Here is a 17,351-nt window from a genome sequence, read left to right as displayed (position 1 = left end):
TTGATCTTTCCTAATTATTTCGTAGTAGTCTTAAGCTTCTTATTCTTCTTCCGTGTCTCCGAGATTGCGTAGATAATCAGACCGATCACCGTTGCCACATAAGGCAGCGTAGCGATCAGCTCAGCCGGAATCTTCAGCACCTGCAAAGCATTGGAGAGCGCGTCAGCTGCGCCGAAGAGCAGCGAGGTCAGCGCTGTGCCCACGGTGGTGCTCCGGCCCATGGATTCAGCAGCGATGGCAATCCAGCCCCGGCCGGCAATCATATCGCGGGTGAACAGCGACAAGTAGCCCATCGACATATAAGCTCCACCCAGGCTGGCGAAGAATCCGCTGAGCAGCAGCGCGCTGTACTGGATGCGGACCACACTGACGCCCACTGATTGGGCCGCATGCGGATTCTCGCCTACGGAGCGGATTCGTAGTCCAAGCGGTGTACGGTTGAGCAGATAATAGACTACGAGCACTGACAATATAGAGAAATACGTCAGAATGTGGTGCCCCGACAGAATCGGGCCCAGCACCGGAATATCCTGCAGGAGCGGAATATCTATACTCGGCAGCACTTTACTCGCCAGGGAGGTGGAAGAGCCTTTGTCACCGCTCAGCAGATACAGAATAAATACCGTACCGCCGGAAGCGAACATATTGATCGCCACCCCGCCGAGAATAATGTGGGTCTTGAACTTTAAGGTGAAAAAAGCCAAAATACCCGCAATCAGCGTTCCCGACAGCACCGCCCCAAGCAATCCCACCCAGGCGCTCTGCGTATAGGCGCTCACAATAACCCCGGCCAGCGCCGAGACCAGCATGATCCCTTCCATCCCGATGTTGATGATTCCGGCACGGTTCGAGATCAGCGCCCCCAGTGCAGCGAACAGTATCGGCGTGGTTACACGCAGGACAGAGAAGGCAAAATCCGTCGTCAGAATGACATTCAGCAGACTGTTCATGCTTCCTTCGCCTCCTTCAGCAGCATGCGGTTCTTCCAGAACTTGAGGAACTGCTCCGCAGAGATCAGCAGAATAATCACAGCCTGGATAATCGAGATCATCTCGGACGGCACATCGGAGAGGCGCGACATCATATCGGCGCCAATGCGGATATAGGCCAGGAAGAGCGCCGATACAATGACGGAGAACGGATTATTCTTGGCCAGCATGGCCACCAGCGCACCATCCATACCGTAGCCCGGCAAGGAGGTCCACTGAAACCGGCTGTACATCCCGAGCACTTCCACCGAGCCGCCCATACCGGCAATGAACCCGGCGATCAGATGGACCAGAATGATCACCTTGGCCGTCTTCATGCCTGAATAACGGGCGAAGTCCCGGTTAACCCCGGTCATCCGCAGCTCATAGCCCCATTTGGTCCGGTACAGGAACAGGTGGGCCAGCACAATAAGCACCAGCACAATAATAAGTCCGGTGTGAATCCGCGTCCCTGCAAACAGCTTGCTGAGCTGGGCCGTTTTCTCGAATTTAAAAGAAACGTTGGCAAAGGCCTTGGCATCCCGCAGATGATAGTTCAGCAGGTACAGCCCCACCCCAAACAGGATGTTATTGAACATCAGCGAGGTTACCAGCTCATTGGCGTTCCACTTCGCTTTGAGAATACCGGGGATGGCTGAGAGCAGTGCCCCTACGATCGAGCCCGCAAGAATCGCCACTACCGGATGGAACCAGCTGTTCAGGCTGAGATGAATCGCCAGCGCAGTAGTCACGACACCGGAGAAATAGAAGATCCCCTCCGCTCCCAGGTTGAACATATTGGCCCGGAACAGCAGGGAGACCGCAAGACCAGTGAACATCAGCGGAATCGCCATCTCAATGACGTTGCCGATATGGCCCTTCGTGGACAACGGCTCCCAGAGGAAGATTCCGATCGTCTTCACCGGGTGATCACTGACCAGCGAGATAATCAGGAACGCGATAATAAGTGCAATGACGATGACCGCCGCTGTGCGGATCGCCTCGAAATATTTGACTTTAAACATGATTTGCGGCCCTCCCGGTCTGCTCTTTGTCCTGCCGGTTAATTCCCAGCATGTAGAGCCCCAGCTCTTCCTCACCGACTGCTGACGGATTATCGAAATAGGCAACAATCTGGCCCTCATACATCACGAGAAGACTGTCGCTCAGCTCCAGAATTTCATTCAAATCCGCTGATACCAGCAGCGTGGCACAGTTCGCCGAGCGCAGCTCCAGCAGCTTCTGGTGAATGAACTGGGCAGCCCCGATATCAACGCCCCGGGTCGGCTGCTCGGCGATCAGCAGCTGCGGATTCGTGGAACACTCCCTGGCTACGACTACCTTCTGCATGTTACCGCCGGACAGCATGCCGATCGGCTGCTGCGGGCCGGAGCAGCGCACCTTGAATTCCTCCACCAGCGCAGAGGCTAGCGCAGCAATTCTTGACCCGTGCAGGAAAGGCCCTTTATTCATATCCTTCTGACGGTAGCGGGTGGAGATCAGATTGTCGGCAATGCTGGCATCTCCGGCAGAGCCCTGGCGCATCCGGTCCTCAGGGATATAGGATACCCCCAGGTTGCGGATGTCCAGAATATCCAGCTCACGGATATCCTTCCCCTTCACCTGTACCGACCCGCTGCCGCCAACCCCGCGCAGGCCGCCGGTCAGCGCCTCGATCAGCTGCGTCTGTCCGTTCCCTTCAACGCCGGCGATGCCGACAATCTGGCCTTCACGGACCGAGAAGCTGATCCCGGAGAGCAGCGCTTTGCCCTGGCTGTCTGAGACGCTCAGCCCTTCCACCGCAAGCACCGGCTTGCCGTAGGGAAGATCGCTTTTGTCATACTTTAGCACCACATCCCGTCCAACCATCAGCCGCGAGATCTCCTGCTCTGTTACTTCCTTAGTATCGAAGACGCCTTCACTCCGGCCGCCGCGCATGATGGTAATCCGGTCACAGATGGCTTTGACCTCTTTCAGCTTGTGCGAGATGAACACAATCGTGTGTCCCTGCTCCTTAAGCTGCTGCAGCTCATGGAACAGCTCCTCCGTCTCCTGCGGAGTCAGCACTGCCGTTGGCTCATCGAGAATGAGAATCTTGGCCCCGCGCACCAGCGCCTTCAGAATTTCCACCTTCTGCTTCATGCCGACACTTAGGTCCTCCACCTTCGCCTTGGCATTCACTGATAGATTATATTTACGTGCAGTTGCTTCCGTCAGGCGCACGGCCTCTGCATAATTGAAGCCAACGCCCTTCTTCGGCTCCATACCGAGCACCATATTCTCCGCCACCGTAAAAGAAGGCACCAGCATGAAATGCTGATGCACCATCCCGATACCGCGGTCAATCGCGTCCTGCGGGGACTGCAGCTTCACTTGTTCTCCCCGGATGTAGAGCCCGCCTTCACTTGGGCTCTCCATTCCGAACATAATTTTCATCAGAGTCGATTTACCGGCTCCGTTCTCACCCGCAATCGCATGGATCTCGCCTTCGCGCAGGGAGAACTCAACGTCCTTGTTGGCAACCACACCGTTCGGATACACTTTGGTGATTCCCCGCATTTCCAGCAGAGCATTTGCCATGGGTCATCAACGCCTTTCAACCAAAGTTTTATTCATGTCCTTAAGGTTTAACAGCATTACGGATTGCTTCCACTTCAGAAGTCTCCATACCCATTGCGTTATCCACCTTAATTTCCTTATTGATCAGCTTCTGCTTCACTTCTTCAATCTTGGTCTGCAATTCCGCCGGGAATGCCGCCTTGTAGATCTCGTTCTCGGCAATGCCCACGCCGTCTTCAACGAAGCCAAGCACATCGCGTTTACCCATTTCAAGCGTGCCGTCCTGCAGTCTCTTCACTGCACCAAGGATAGCCGAATCAATTTTTTTAATTGCAGAAGTAACAATCAGGTTGGCCTTCGCACTATCCGTATCCTTGAGCAGCATCGCCTGGTCAGAATCGACGCCGATGGCATATTTGTTCTTTTCCTTCGCTGCATCGAAAATACCAAGGCCCGTACCGCCCGCTACGTTGAAAATAATATCCACACCCGAGTTATACTGGATCAGCGACAATTCCTTGCCCTTGGCAGGGTTTACGAAATCTCCGGCATAAGAGACAGCTACCTTCACTTCTGGATCAACATACTGTGCTCCCTGAATGTAACCAACCAGGAAGGCATTGATGCCGGGAATGTCCATTCCGCCCAGGAATCCGATCACATTGTCCTTGTTGGCATTAGGCATATCAGACTGGGTAGCAAGCGCCGCAGCCGCTCCGGCCAGGAAGGAGACCTCATTGGTCGAGTAAGACATATTGTACATATTGGCAGGCGCTTCCTCGATGTCGGTGTCATAGTTGATGAATTTTTTATCGGGATTTGCTTCTGCCGTTGCATTGAACATTTCTGTAATTTCCGAGCCGCCGGAGATGACAACATCCCAATCCTCAGCAGCGATATCATTAAAAGTCGGCTCCCATTTCGTCTTGTCAGCGCCCATTTCCACAACCTTCGTCTCTGCGCCAAGCTCGCTTTTCACCTTCTGCAGACCATTGTTCGCCGCATCAAAAAACGACTTGTCCCCCAGCGTCCCCGGAATCAGCAGCACCACCTTGAGCTTGTCCCCCGCAGCCGCGCCGCCTTCCTCATTCGTTCCCGGAGTTGCTGTCGCACCATTCCCGTTCCCGGACTTGTTGTTTCCGCACGCAGCGACCAGTACCATAACTGCCAGTAACATTAAAGTGAGCATTTTCTTTTTCATTTTCTAAGTTCACACCCCTATTTGTAATAGATCCACCCTGCTGAATAGCATAAAATCCCAATTACACGTTTTGTTGGTCCCATCGAATCGGGCAGCATGAATAAGCGACTGTTGAAATTCTGAAAATAAGCAATTTACTCTGAAAACCAAACATTTCATGTTACATTTCGCTAAAAAACCGTAAAATATCCGAACAAGATGGCCAGTCCAGTTGAGAATCTTCGGTTTTATTGATAAGATCATATCAAATGAAAACATAAATATTTATATATTTTCGGTCATGTTTTTGTACGATTCGGCTAAATGACTATCAAGGGAGGCTCATCATGGATCGTGTCCTATATATTGTAAATGCAGAACATGAAGCAGGTACCTATATCCCTCCGCACCAGCATGAGTGCTTCGAGCTTGTCTATTACATCCACGGTCAGGGCACCTGCAGCATCGGCCAGCGCAGCTATCACTTCCGGCCCTCTACCTTCGCCCTCATTCCGGCAGGCTTCAAGCATGACGAGAATCATCAGCCCAGCCCGGAGGTGCTGTTCGTCGGCTTCCACTGCGGCAATCCGGTGATCAATTCGCTGTCCGGTGTGTTTGACGATGATAAAGAGCACACAGTGCTACAGACCCTGCAACGGATGAGCGCTGAGTTCAAGCGCAAGCGCGACGGGTTCAGCGAGCTGCTGAATCTGCAGATGAGTGAAATTACCGTCTATCTCCAGCGGCTGCTCAGCGCCTCCGATTTCCATTCCCCGGCAGAGGATCAGATGCAGTACGTGCTCAATTATATGAACGAGCATTACCGTCACAAGCTCTCGGTGGCCTCGCTGGCAGAGATGTCCGGCTACAGCTACGACCGCTTCCGGCATTTGTTCAAGGAGCGGTTCATGCACTCTCCCCACCGTTATCTTTTACTAAAACGCCTGGATTATGCCAAGTCGCTCCTCCTGCACAGCCAAATGCATATTTCCGAGGTCTCGGCTGCAGCCGGATTCGTCAACGACGCCCAGTTCTGCAATATGTTCAAACGGGAGATCGGCCTCTCCCCGCGCACCTTCCGCATTCAGAGCAGAGTCATATAGGGAATAGTCCCCTCCCCTGTCACAAGTAGCTTTTGTACACGAATCTTGCATTTGTTCACTGCGCAGGGGTCCAGCCTGTTCACAGTTATAAGCTTGTTCTACTGTCCTGTTCATAGGCTGGAGCTTATAATCGTACTATGAACATTTACGACAAGGACGGTACCCGCAAGAATACACAGTGAGTCAGGGGGCTACTTTGGATGAGACTGAACAAGATCGGCAATCAACGGGCATTGTACAGCAGACTGCTAGTCAGCATTACGCTTTGCGTCTCCTTAACCTTTCTGGTCTCCACCATCATTTATTACAACTACTATATCGGCGTAGAAAAGAAACAGACCTTCCAGTCCGACCTCGGCAACCTCACACAGACCAGCCGGGAGGTCGTGAACATGACGGATGCTGCGCAATCGCTTTCTTTTCAAATCTACCGTAACAGCACCATCTCCAAAATCGTATTCTACGATAAGCCGGACATCTACGATGTCACCGCCGCCATGTCCGAGCTGGGCAACTATCTAAGCTCCATGCCTTATATCGAATCCATCTATGTATATAATCCCAAGGGCGGGCAGCTGTATGTTGCCTCCTCCCATGGCCAGAACGGTGTGTATACCGAGAAGGAGCTGGTCGATACCTCCATTCTGGATATCCTGAGCCACTATCAGAACTATAAGGCGTTCACTCCCATTCCTAGAGTCTATTCCAACGGCGCACAGGAGAACGATCAGGTCCGTGCCTACACCTTCCTGTGTCTGGATGCGATCGGCTGGGACCGGGCTATTAATTCGGCGGTAATTGTGAATATTTCGGCTCCGTGGATCAACAAAGAGATCGCCAGCCCGGCGGATTCCACCAGTGCGACCTATATTCTGGATGATCAGGGCGCCTTCCGCTCCAGCAACAGCCTGAAGCAGCAGGAACTGACCCCGGAGGAAGCAGGATTCATTGAGCAGCGGATCAAGGGCCGGGAGGCCGGCTATTTCATCGCTCCCTTCGGGGGCGTGAACTCGCTGATCTCTTATACGGCACCGGATGATTTAAGCTGGCAGTATGTACGAATTACGCCCTATGAGATCATTACGAAGCAGACCAACAACATCCGCAACACCACCTTGCTGATCGCAGGTCTGGTGCTGGTGGCCGGCATCGGCCTCTCCTGGATCATGTCCAGAAGCCTCTACCTGCCGATGAACCGGATTGTCAGCGAGATGCATATTCTGGAGACAGAGAAGCGCGACAGCATGTTCATGATCCGGCAAAATACACTGCGGGACCTGATCCTCGGCCTGAAGCCGCTGCAGTCCATGCAGCAGGTAGAGAAGCTGCGCCAGCTGGGCATTCATTTCACCTTCAATGATGATTACCGGCTGATCCTGCTGCGGATTGACCGTTACCGGGAGTTCCGGGAAGCCCGCTCCTCTTATCTGCTGGCCTCCAAGTTCGCCATTATGAACATCGCCTCCGAGATCTGCGGCCAGACCTACCGCGTGGAGACCGTAGATATGAACGATGATGGTATCCTGGTGCTGCTGAACATTATCGATCCCGTGGAATATACGGATACCGGCCTAATCGAAGCCCTGCTCCGGCAGATTCAGCAGGCTTGCTCCGACTATCTGAAGATCAGCCTTACCCTGACCTACAGCCATATTGACCGTAATGCCAGCCAGCTGCATCAGCTCTATCAGCAGGTCCGCGAGGCGTCGAATCACCGCCTGTTCTATGGGCATGGCTGTATCCTGAATGCCCGGGACATCTGTGCGCTGGAGTCCAGCACTTATCATTATCCGGCGGACAAAGAGAAAAAGCTGGCGGATGCATTGCTGAGCGGTAGAGTGGACGATGCCGCCGAACAGTTCAGCTCGATGATCCGCGAGACCGGGGCCTTCCCTTATCAGACCGCGCAGTTAACCGTGTCCAGGCTCAGCGTCACCGTCAGAGAGATCGTAAATTCGATCCAGAAGCGTAACCGCTTACAAATTGATGGGTTGGCCGAGCTGCCCAGCCTGGAAGCCATCGAGACGATAGAGGAGCTGGAGGCGGCTTTCGCCGCCCTCTTCCATACCCTGCAGGAGCAGCTGGCCGGCAAAAAGAACACCAAGCAGCACGACCTCATCTGCCAGATCAACGCCAAGATCAACGAGGATTACATGAAGCCTCATCTGAGCCTGAACCAGATCGCCGATGAACTGGACATGTCACCCATCTATATCAGCCGCCTCTACAAGCAGCAGACCATGAACAGCATCGTCGATGTCATCCTGGAGGTGCGGATGCGCGAAGTGTGCGCCCTGCTGGAGAACACCGACCTGCCCGTCACCGCCATCTCCGAGCGCTGCGGCTTCACCAGCAGCAGCTACCTGCACCGGATGTTCAAGCGCAGCTTTGGTACAACGCCTACGGATTATCGCCGGTTGAAAAGTGTGCGGATGGATTGAATTTCGGACATGAGGATGCACCGCTGGCAGTTGCTCTTGGTAACCTTAGTTGTACTATTGTGGTGGTTACGCTAATTAGCTGCAGCAGTCATCTGTACCGCCAGCTGGCGCTATCATCCACAGTAGCTACTACTACCGCCAGCACTCTCTTTCAGCCGCAGTAGTTACCACTAACTTTTCAGTTCAGTCCACACCCCAGGGGCCGTATGCCAGCAGAAGCCTGAGATTCTCAAGCTCATACACACCAGCAAGTTGAAATGTTGCAAGATTTGCAACTTAGATTTTTAATCCTGGGCTATTCCTATGAATTGTTGCACAAAATGCAGCAATAGCCTCGGATATCGACCATTTCCAGACAAAATCCTGCCTTTCCTGCAACAATCCCTGATTTGAGCCGATATCTCCGAGGGTAATGTTGCAATTTGTGCAGGATTTTTGCATAGAGGGTCTGCCCGCTTCGGTGCCTTGCCTTTTTGCTTTGGTGGAACACCAAGCCCAGTCCTTTGCCCTTAGCAGTTGTTTTTGGCTATGGCAGTTCCCGCTTTGGTGGAACACCAAGCCATTCTTTACGCCTTGCCTTGCAGTTCGCGCTTTTGTGGAACACCAGCCCGTCTCCAGATTCGTGGAGACGGGCTCTCTGCTCTTCTCTCCTGCCGCGGAGGCCGTAGGGCTGACGCGGCCTCCGCAGCTGTGCTCCGGTTGCGCCTAACGCTTAAACAGCGGAGAAAACGGAATGAATGTGGAGAAGCGGAGCGTTCGCCTTTGTGTCCGGATTTTCACCGCTAAGGTAGAATAAATAAAAATCCGGACACAACAGCGATCGGAACATCGTTCCGTTTTCGGAGCGTCCACCCAAGCGCCATCGCCACTCCAGCACCAGCACTCACTCCAGCTCCCGCGCACACAAAAAGCCCCAAAAGCCATACGGCTCCCGGGGCTCCCCTCATCTACTTAAGACCTTTCTCCGCCACATAAGCCTCCCACTGCTTCGTCCACTCCGCCTGAATCTTCTCCAGGCCCGCCTGCTTGGCCTTCTGCATGAAGGTCTCCAGGCCCTTATCCACATCATCCACCAGTCCGGCCTCCAGCGGGAACAGGTACTGCTTCTCTACCTGCTCAAGTGCAGCCTTCTCTGCCTGATAAGAGCTGTAGTCCTCAGCGAAGCCAAGGAACAGGTCCGGCTTCTGGATTTTATCCAGCTCATCAAAGATCGCCTTGACCCCGTCAAATCCCTTGTCGAACAGCATGAACTCCGGATTTCTCCACGCCCAGCCGTTCATGCCCTCACGGGTGAAGCCATTGGAGGTACTGGTGCCGACCAGCTTATAATAGCCGTCTTCTACTGTGTAGTTCTTGCCTTCAATGCCGTATTGCGTCAGCTGATTATACCGTTTGTCGAGCACCATCTTCTGATAGAAGGCAAGCGCCCGCTCCGGGTTCTTGCTGCTCTTCGGAATAGCGAACCCGTTGTGAATCGGATGTACAGGGGTCGCATAGCCGGTGGTTAAGCCGAAAGGAGAATACGCCAGCTCCCAATCCGGATGAGTCGTGCTGATCTTCATCTTCATATCATTGAACCGGTTAGGATTGTCCCCGAACATGCTGGCCGCTTTACCTGAAGTGACCGGGTCCTGCATCGTATCCTTAATATTCAGCACGTTCTTCGGAATGAAGCCTTTATCGGCCCAGCGCTTCATCATCTTCAGCTCTTCTTTTTGCTCCTCGGAGCCCCAGTAGGAGTAGACCGTGGACGGAGAATCATATTTCACACCCATGCCGTACGGCAGCGCGCCGACCATTTTATGCAGCTCCGTATAGATATAATGGAGATTGTTGCCCACATCGCTGTTGAGGGACATCGGCATCATATCCGGCTCGTTTTTGACAATGCCGTCCATGTAAGCCTCATAGCTGGCCAAGTCCTTGGGCTCGGGGAGATTGTATTTCTTGCGCAGATCCTCGCGGTAGACGAACCCGTTGGTTACATACTCCTTGAAGGTCGCCGGAACCGTGTAGATTTTACCGTCAACCTTAACATCCTCCCACATTTTCTCAGGGACGAACTTCTGCAGCTCGGGAGCCGCCTTCGGCAGCAGATCATCCAGTGCCAGGAAGGCACCGCGCTTCGCATAGGATTGATATTGCGTCCAGTCCGCTGTAAAAATCAGATCTATCGCCTGTCCGGAGGACAGCAGCAGCTTATACTTCTGATCCCAGTCCGTCCAACTGGTGAAGTTGAACTTCACCGTGGCGTTCAGGTCCGCTTCAGCCATTTTGTTAACCTCCGCCTGGATGGCCGGAAGATCCTTAGGAGCATCGCCGAGCATATAGAATTGCAGCTCCACCTTCTTCGAGGTGTCGATCCCGGTATCCGCTGCCGGGGCAGCTCCCTCTGAAGCAGCCGGAGTGCCGGGATTTCCGTCTTTTCCAGTATTCCCGGCGCTGCCAGTGTTGCCGTTGTTTCCCCCGCCGCAGCCGGCCAGGAGCGATAGAGCGAGCAATCCCGTTGTAAGCGTAACCAAAGATCGTCTGTCTGCTTTCTTTCTCATGAATGAACCCTCCTAGAATTTGTTGTAAGCCCACGCTTCCCCGCTGCCCTCGTGCAGTTCTCTCCCCGGAAGCATACCATCCTTGTGTGTGACTCTATGTTAGCCGATATAGCAGATGTACGGTAAGGAACAATCTGCCAGCCGGTTCTAACCTTTGACCGCTCCGATCGTCAGCCCCTTCACGAAATAACGCTGGATGAACGGATACAGGAACAGAATCGGCCCCGTGACCACAATCGCCATCGCCATCTTGGTGGATTCTGTAGGCAGATCACTGCCTAAGCTGACCCCGGTTCCCGCGCCCATATTGGCGATGAAGGAGGCCGAGTTGATGACATTGTACAAGTGAAACTGCAGCTGATACTTATGCGGATCATTAATGAACAGCGACGAGGAGAACCAGTCGTTCCAGTAAGCCAGCGCAAGGAACAGGCCTACCGTAGCAATTCCGGGCATCGAGAGCTGCAGCACAATGCGCCAGTATATTTTGAAATCCCCCGCCCCGTCAATCTTGGCCGATTCGAACAGCTCCTCCGGCACCGCCGAGCGGATGAAATTCTTCATCAGAATAATCAGGAACGGTGTCATCAGCCCCGGGAAAATCAGCGCCCCATAAGAATCGGTCAGATGCAGATACTTAGTGATCATAATGTACCAGGGCACCAGCCCCCCGCCGAACAGAGTCGTGAAGTAAATATAGAACGAGAAGGTATTGCGGTATTTGAAATCCTTGCGGGCCAGCACATATCCGGCCATCGTCATGAAGAACAGTCCCAGCGTCGTCCCCGTCACCGTAGTGAACAGCGTCACCCCATACGCCCGCAGCACCTCATCAGGGAAGGTGAATACCGTCTTGTAGCCCTCCAGCGAGAACTGCGCCGGGATGAAATGATAACCATCCTTGATGATGGACTCATTAGCCGTCAAGGAAGCCGAAATAATCAGCAGGAACGGAATCAGACAGGCTAAGGAGCCCAGTATAATTACCGTGTAAGCCACTCCCTGGAGTAGCCTGGTGTACGAGTCGTCTTTGATTTGCATGCTCTTTCTCTCCTTCCGCAGCAGGTTCCGCACAACCTAGAACAAGGCGTAATCGTCATTTATTTTACGGATGATATAGTTGACCGTCATGATCAGGAAGAAGCCGAACAGCGATTGATACAGGCCGGCCGCCGTTGCCATCCCGACATCGAAGGTCACCTTGAGCGAGCGGAACACGTACGTATCCAGAATATCCGTTGTATTGTACAGCACCCCGTTATTGCCGATCAGCTGGTAAAAGAGGTCAAACTGCCCCTTCATAATACTCCCCAGCGAGAATAGTAGCAGCATGACGAAGGTCGATTTCAGCATCGGCACCGTGATATACCAGATCCGTTGAAAAATGTGGGCACCGTCAATTTTGGCCGCTTCATAATATTCCTCGCTGATGCCCGTGATGGAGGCCAGGTAGATGACCATGCTGTAGCCGAGATTTTTCCAGAGATAAAAGAGAATGATCAGGAAAATCCAGATGACCGGATTATTATAGACATCCACCGGATTCGCCCCGAACTGAGTCAGCAGCGTATTCAAGAAACCGTTATCATAATTGAACACATTGTAGACGATAACGCTTAAGATAACGAACGATACGAAGTACGGCAGGAACATGACCGACTGGGTCAGCTTCTTGAACCACTTCACCCGCAGCTCGCTGAGCAGAATCGCACAGATAATCGCCAGCACATTCCCGAGTAAAATAAAAGCCAGATTGTAGCCGATCGTATTGAGCGTCAGCTTCACCAGCGTGCCGGATTTCCAGAGGAATTCAAAGTTCTTCAGCCCCACGAAAGGAGCATCGAACAGCCCGGAATTGAAATCAAACTGCGTGAACGCATAATAGACCCCGACCATCGGAAAATACGAGTTAATTAGAAAGAACAACAGCGTAGGCAGCAGCATCAGGAACAGAATCCGGTTATGGACCAGCTCATGCACGAAGCCCTTCTTCCTTGTCTTCCGGGTGCCGGACTCAAGCTGCGGGGACAGCCCGCCCGTTCCCTTCAATGGAAGCTGGGTGACTAGCGGTATCCCGGTCTTGCGTTTGCGGTGTCTCAAAGCCTTCACTCTCCTATGCCTATAGATAAGTTGCCGCGTCACTGGGTTCGAAGCCTCTGTCCTTGGGCCTTGATGGCCCCTGCGGCTTCGTGAAATCCAATGTATGACCTGAGTATAGAAGAAGGCTCCAGCGGCTGAACAGTGAAGCTTCGGGATATTCCTGTACTTTACGGCTAACCGCACTGTGCACTTATCATACATTTGTGCAGTAATCGCAAGTTCAACGCAAATAAGCCCCCGGAGTACTCCTTAAGGAGAAGAATCCGGGGGAATTCGGGTGGTCGCGCTGGACCTATCTATAGCCTTACGATTTAAACTTGCCTGTAATAAATTATAGGTGATATACTCTGGGAAATGTACTAATTCTCCAACCTAAACTTTCAATATCCAAACTTTCTTCAGGAGGCCAGCCCATGAACCCGCTTCTGTTCCGCATCCCTCCCCTGCCGCATTATATAGCCAGCGGCCTCAATCACTGCCAGCCCGGCTATCAGCACCGGAGCCGCCAGCAGATCAAGGTATTTGACTTGCTCATTGTCCAGCAGGGATGCCTGTATATCGGCGAGGAGGAGCAGCGCTTCACCGTGAAGGCAGGCGATGCCTTGATCCTTCGCCCCGACTGCCACCACTTTGGAACTGAAGGCTGCAAGGAGGATACGGCCTATTATTGGCTCCACTTTCAGACCTTCCATGACCTGCCCGCCTTATCGGTGACAGGGTCCGCTTCCGGCAATCTGACTGAGACTTCAGGAGAGCTTCCCGCTTCTCTATTCGATATCAGCTCCTTCAATCTGGTGTTATCGCAGTTTGTTAACTTACTTCTGCCGGACAGAGCTTACGAGGTATTGGAGCAGCTCACGCAATTGCAGGCCACCGCCCACCTCGAAGCCGTCCGCTTCCGGCAGCAGCTCCTCTTCCAGGATCTCCTGCAGCAGCTGGCCGCTTCTGTGAACCCGGAGCACCGCAGCTCTCAAACCACCCTATGTGCCGAGCAGGCCGCCTCCTATCTCCGCACCCACTACCATGAAGAGATTACAACCGCCATGCTGGGAGACAGCCTCAACTTCCATCCGGTCTATATTGCCCGTTGCATGAACAAGGTATATGGCTGTTCACCCATGGAATATCTGCTCCGCTACCGTATCGGACAGAGCAAGCTGCTGCTGATGCAGACCAGCTTCCCGATCGCCCGGATTGCCGAAGAGGTCGGCTTCAACCAATCCTCCTACTTCAGCTCCAGCTTCATGAAGCTGGAGGGGTTGTCGCCGCGCGAATACCGGCAGCGCTTCTCATGAAACAGGCCATCAGCGAAGGATACGCTGATGGCCTGTTTACTTAGTGATTATTACGCCTCCGGCAATGCCGCCGTCAGCGTGAACTCGAATTCCAGCCGCTGACCGGCGGCGATCCGGTATTCCGGATGCACCGGCGCCCCCCAGCTGTCATCCCCGCCCACACCCATCTGCTGTGCCGCGAGGGTGACAACCGTATAGTGCACCTTAGGCAGCTCATAAGCATGTGCTGCCTGCTCCAGCTCGAACGCTGTATACGGTGACAGCGTACATTCCAGCGGCTGTCCCGCAGCCGCCTGAACCTGCAGCCCATACCCCCGGCTGTCCGTGATGCTCACCTCACGGACGCCCGTCCGGTTGCCGGATTCCTGCGGCACCAGATACGGTGACGGCAGCTCCGTCACCTTACGCCGGAAGCGGGTGAGCCGCGCTCCATGTGCGCGGTCACTGTAGTTCTCTTCCGGTCCGCGGGCATACCACTCGGTGGCCTCGTAGTCTGCCGGCATCCGGAAGGATACCGCCACTACCGGCACATCCGGCAAGCCGTCTGCTCCGGTGTAGACCATCCGGACACGGACGCTGCCGTCGGCATGGACCGTGTATTCAATGCTTGCCTTCAGCTCACTGCTGATGCTGAAGGCATAGTCGAAGCTGACCGTTGCCCGGTCTGCTTCGGTGTGCAGGCTGACCGCCGTACACTGGCGGGCCAGACTGGCCGCGAACCAGCCGCCGGCATGGTAACCCAGCGCAGTCCCTTTATCATTGTCAGTCGTTGCCCGCCAGAACAGCGGAGCCGGCGGAGTCGCAATCATCTCGTGCCCTCCGTAGCAGAGCGACACCAGCGAGCCCGCCTGCTTGGAGAACAGGGCGGAGAAGCCGCGTCCGGTGATTCCGATGTTCACATCCCCTTCAATGACGCCGAACTCCCCGGACGCAGGCAGCAGTGCCTTTTTCCCGCCTGCCGTTCCTCCGGCTGCTTCAACGCGGAACACATGCTCTCCATAAGCGGTCTCGAACCCCGGCTCTGCCCATAGCTCCGCTTCCTTCAGCACCAGACTTACAGCCAAAGTGTACTCCCCTGGAGCTGTGGATACATCCGGCAGTTCCAGCGGTATCTGTGATTCCTCCTGCGCGGCCACATGAAGCTCCTGCTGCCCCTTGAAGATCTCCCGTCCTTCTCTGAACAACCTGAACTCCAGCAGCAGCCGCTCCGTTCCCTCGAACAGATTGCCGTTGATCACCGTCACGGCGTCCCGTTCAGGAACAAGCCGGATGTTCTGGTAGAGGAACTTCACCTCCTGCATCTTCGGCGTGATCGTCCGGTCAGCGAAGACAATCCCGTTGCCGCAGAAGCTATAGTCCGTCGGCCGGTCAGCGAAATCCCCGCCATATGCCAGATACTCTTCACCGTACCGGTTCTTGGCCACCAGCGCCTGATCGATGTAATCCCAGATGAACCCACCCTGATAGAGCGGATACCGGCTCTCCAGCTCGATATATTTATGGAGTCCCCCGACCGAATTGCCCATGGCGTGCATGTACTCACAGCTGATATACGGCTTATCCGGCTGATTCTCCAGGTATTCCACAATGTCAGCGGGCTTGGCATACATCCGGCTCTCCATATCACTGCTGTCATTATATTTGCGGTTGTGGAAGACTCCTTCATAATGCACCAGCCGTCCCGGATCAGCCTTGCGGAAGTAATGGGACACCTTCAGAATAACCTCACCCGCATAGGATTCATTGCCGCAGGACCAGATCAGGATCGACGGATGATTTTTATCGCGCTCCAGCATCGACACCGCCCGGTCCATGACAATCCCCTCCCACTCCGGCTTATCCCCGGGGATGTTCCAGGATGGCTCAACGGCGCCCATCTTCTGCCAAGAGCCATGGGATTCCAGATTCATCTCATCAATCACATACACCCCGTATTCATCGCACAGCTCATACCAGAGCGTCTGATTCGGATAATGCGAGGTCCGCACCGCGTTGATATTATTCTGCTTCAGGATGATGATATCCTTAATCATATCTTCCCTGGAGATGTTCCGTCCTGTGCGGGGGTTGAACTCATGGCGGTTGACGCCTTTGAACATGATCCGTTGGCCGTTCAGCAGCATTAGCTTGTCCTTCAGCTCGAACACGCGGAAGCCCGCCCGCTGCACAATCGCCTCCACCAGTTTCCCTTCGCCATTACATACAGAGATACAGACGTTATACAGGTACGGATTCTCCGCGCTCCACAGGAACACCTTGCCTGCATCCATACTCAGAGCCGCCTTGCCCGCCACTGCCCGTCCTTCTGCTTTTGCCACCACAGTCCCGGCCGCATCCTTCAGCTCCATTCTGATCACAGCTTCGGCCTCTGACGCCATGCGAAGTTCAGCCGTTAACTTGCCCTGCTCATAGGAAGCATCCAGCCCAGCCTGAATCCGCAGATCCTGTACATGCAGCTCAGGAACCGTATACAAATACACTTCACGAAAAATCCCCGAGAACCGCCAGAAATCCTGATCCTCCAGCCAGCTCCCCGTACAGCGCTGATAGACCTCAACCGCGAGCTTATTGGCTCCTTCCTGCAGATAGGGTGTCAATTCAAATTCCGCAGGGGTGAAGCTGTCTTCACTGTAGCCGACGAAGTGCCCGTTCAACCAGACATAACAAGCCGCCTCAACCCCCTGAAAAGAAATAAAGACCGGTCCCTTGCCCATATTCTCCGGCACCTCAAAAAACTTCACATAGCTGCCCACCGTATTACTGCTCACCGGAATCTCCGGCGGTCTTACAGCATCCAGACCGTCCCAAGGGTACATCGTGTTCGAATATTGCGGCCTGCCGTACCCCTGAAGCTGGATATGACCCGGCACCTGGATGTCCCCCCAGCCTCTCGTATCAAATTCCGTCTTATAGAAATTCTGCACACGGGCTGCCACATTCACTGCATAACTGAATTTCCAATCTCCGTTCAGCGAGTGGCGCAGCGCCATGGGGGCTTGTGTCTCTGCTTCCTCCATCGTTCTATAATAGCGGTGGTCCGAATGCGCTTCCAACCGGTTCACCTTAAATACAGATACATCGCTTAGCCAATCCAGACTCGGTTCATTGCCTGACATTATATGATCCTCCTTCATCTTCTTTCGGTGAATCTGGCTC

Annotated in this window: 11 protein-coding genes; 3 read left to right on the top strand and 8 right to left on the bottom strand. The window is 53.9% G+C overall.

Annotation, left to right across the window (positions count from 1 at the left end; all coding sequences use genetic code 11):
• Positions 1 to 14: 14 nt before the first annotated feature.
• Genes NSS64_RS01415 through NSS64_RS01400 form a run of 4 tightly spaced genes read right to left on the bottom strand, consistent with a single transcriptional unit; the run spans position 15 to position 4,728 of the window.
• Complete coding sequence (locus NSS64_RS01415; RefSeq protein ID WP_341138969.1) at positions 15 to 950, bottom strand: ABC transporter permease; 936 nt, start codon at positions 948 to 950, stop codon at positions 15 to 17.
• On the bottom strand, positions 947 to 1,993 hold the full coding sequence (locus NSS64_RS01410; RefSeq protein WP_036731087.1) for an ABC transporter permease: 1,047 nt from the start codon (positions 1,991 to 1,993) through the stop codon (positions 947 to 949). The genes NSS64_RS01415 and NSS64_RS01410 overlap by 4 nt, the downstream gene beginning before the upstream one ends.
• On the bottom strand, positions 1,986 to 3,548 hold the full coding sequence (locus NSS64_RS01405; protein WP_341138968.1) for an ABC transporter ATP-binding protein: 1,563 nt from the start codon (positions 3,546 to 3,548) through the stop codon (positions 1,986 to 1,988). The genes NSS64_RS01410 and NSS64_RS01405 overlap by 8 nt, the downstream gene beginning before the upstream one ends.
• A gap of 40 nt (positions 3,549 to 3,588) precedes the next feature.
• On the bottom strand, positions 3,589 to 4,728 hold the full coding sequence (locus tag NSS64_RS01400) for a BMP family ABC transporter substrate-binding protein (protein WP_209878974.1): 1,140 nt from the start codon (positions 4,726 to 4,728) through the stop codon (positions 3,589 to 3,591).
• A gap of 326 nt (positions 4,729 to 5,054) precedes the next feature.
• Here NSS64_RS01400 and NSS64_RS01395 point away from each other — a divergent pair, with 326 nt between their 5' ends.
• Together NSS64_RS01395 and NSS64_RS01390 are read left to right on the top strand one after the other, a co-directional pair.
• A complete protein-coding gene (locus NSS64_RS01395) occupies positions 5,055 to 5,810 on the top strand; it encodes an AraC family transcriptional regulator (protein ID WP_076085625.1) in 756 nt (251 codons plus the stop codon).
• Positions 5,811 to 6,010: 200 nt separating this feature from the next.
• Positions 6,011 to 8,251: a helix-turn-helix domain-containing protein gene (locus tag NSS64_RS01390; protein WP_341138967.1), complete on the top strand. Its 2,241-nt coding sequence runs from the start codon at positions 6,011 to 6,013 to the stop codon at positions 8,249 to 8,251.
• Between the two features lie 947 nt (positions 8,252 to 9,198).
• Here the strand turns inward: NSS64_RS01390 and NSS64_RS01385 are convergent.
• From NSS64_RS01385 to NSS64_RS01375, 3 genes are all read right to left on the bottom strand, one after another.
• Positions 9,199 to 10,800 carry an extracellular solute-binding protein gene (locus tag NSS64_RS01385; protein ID WP_341138966.1) on the bottom strand — a complete coding sequence of 534 codons (1,602 nt, stop codon included), beginning with the start codon at positions 10,798 to 10,800 and terminating at the stop codon, positions 9,199 to 9,201.
• 147 nt (positions 10,801 to 10,947) lie between these two features.
• Positions 10,948 to 11,841, bottom strand: coding sequence for a carbohydrate ABC transporter permease (locus tag NSS64_RS01380; protein WP_036700398.1), 894 nt, complete (start codon positions 11,839 to 11,841; stop codon positions 10,948 to 10,950).
• Positions 11,842 to 11,877: 36 nt separating this feature from the next.
• Entirely contained in the window at positions 11,878 to 12,744 is an 867-nt protein-coding gene (locus NSS64_RS01375; RefSeq protein WP_235192047.1) for an ABC transporter permease, read from the bottom strand.
• Positions 12,745 to 13,313: 569 nt separating this feature from the next.
• Between NSS64_RS01375 and NSS64_RS01370 the strand changes: the two genes are divergently transcribed.
• Entirely contained in the window at positions 13,314 to 14,195 is an 882-nt protein-coding gene (locus tag NSS64_RS01370; RefSeq protein WP_341138965.1) for an AraC family transcriptional regulator, read from the top strand.
• A 50-nt stretch (positions 14,196 to 14,245) separates the two neighbouring features.
• Here NSS64_RS01370 and NSS64_RS01365 read toward each other — a convergent pair whose 3' ends face one another.
• Entirely contained in the window at positions 14,246 to 17,311 is a 3,066-nt protein-coding gene (locus NSS64_RS01365; protein WP_341138964.1) for a glycoside hydrolase family 2 TIM barrel-domain containing protein, read from the bottom strand.
• Between the last annotated feature and the right edge of the window lie 40 nt (positions 17,312 to 17,351).

It is taken from the genome of Paenibacillus sp. FSL H8-0122 (genome assembly GCF_038005345.1).
Classification (GTDB): domain Bacteria; phylum Bacillota; class Bacilli; order Paenibacillales; family Paenibacillaceae; genus Paenibacillus_AQ.
Note: the sequence above shows the minus strand (reverse complement) of the source record. Positions and strands in the feature narration are given on the sequence as shown.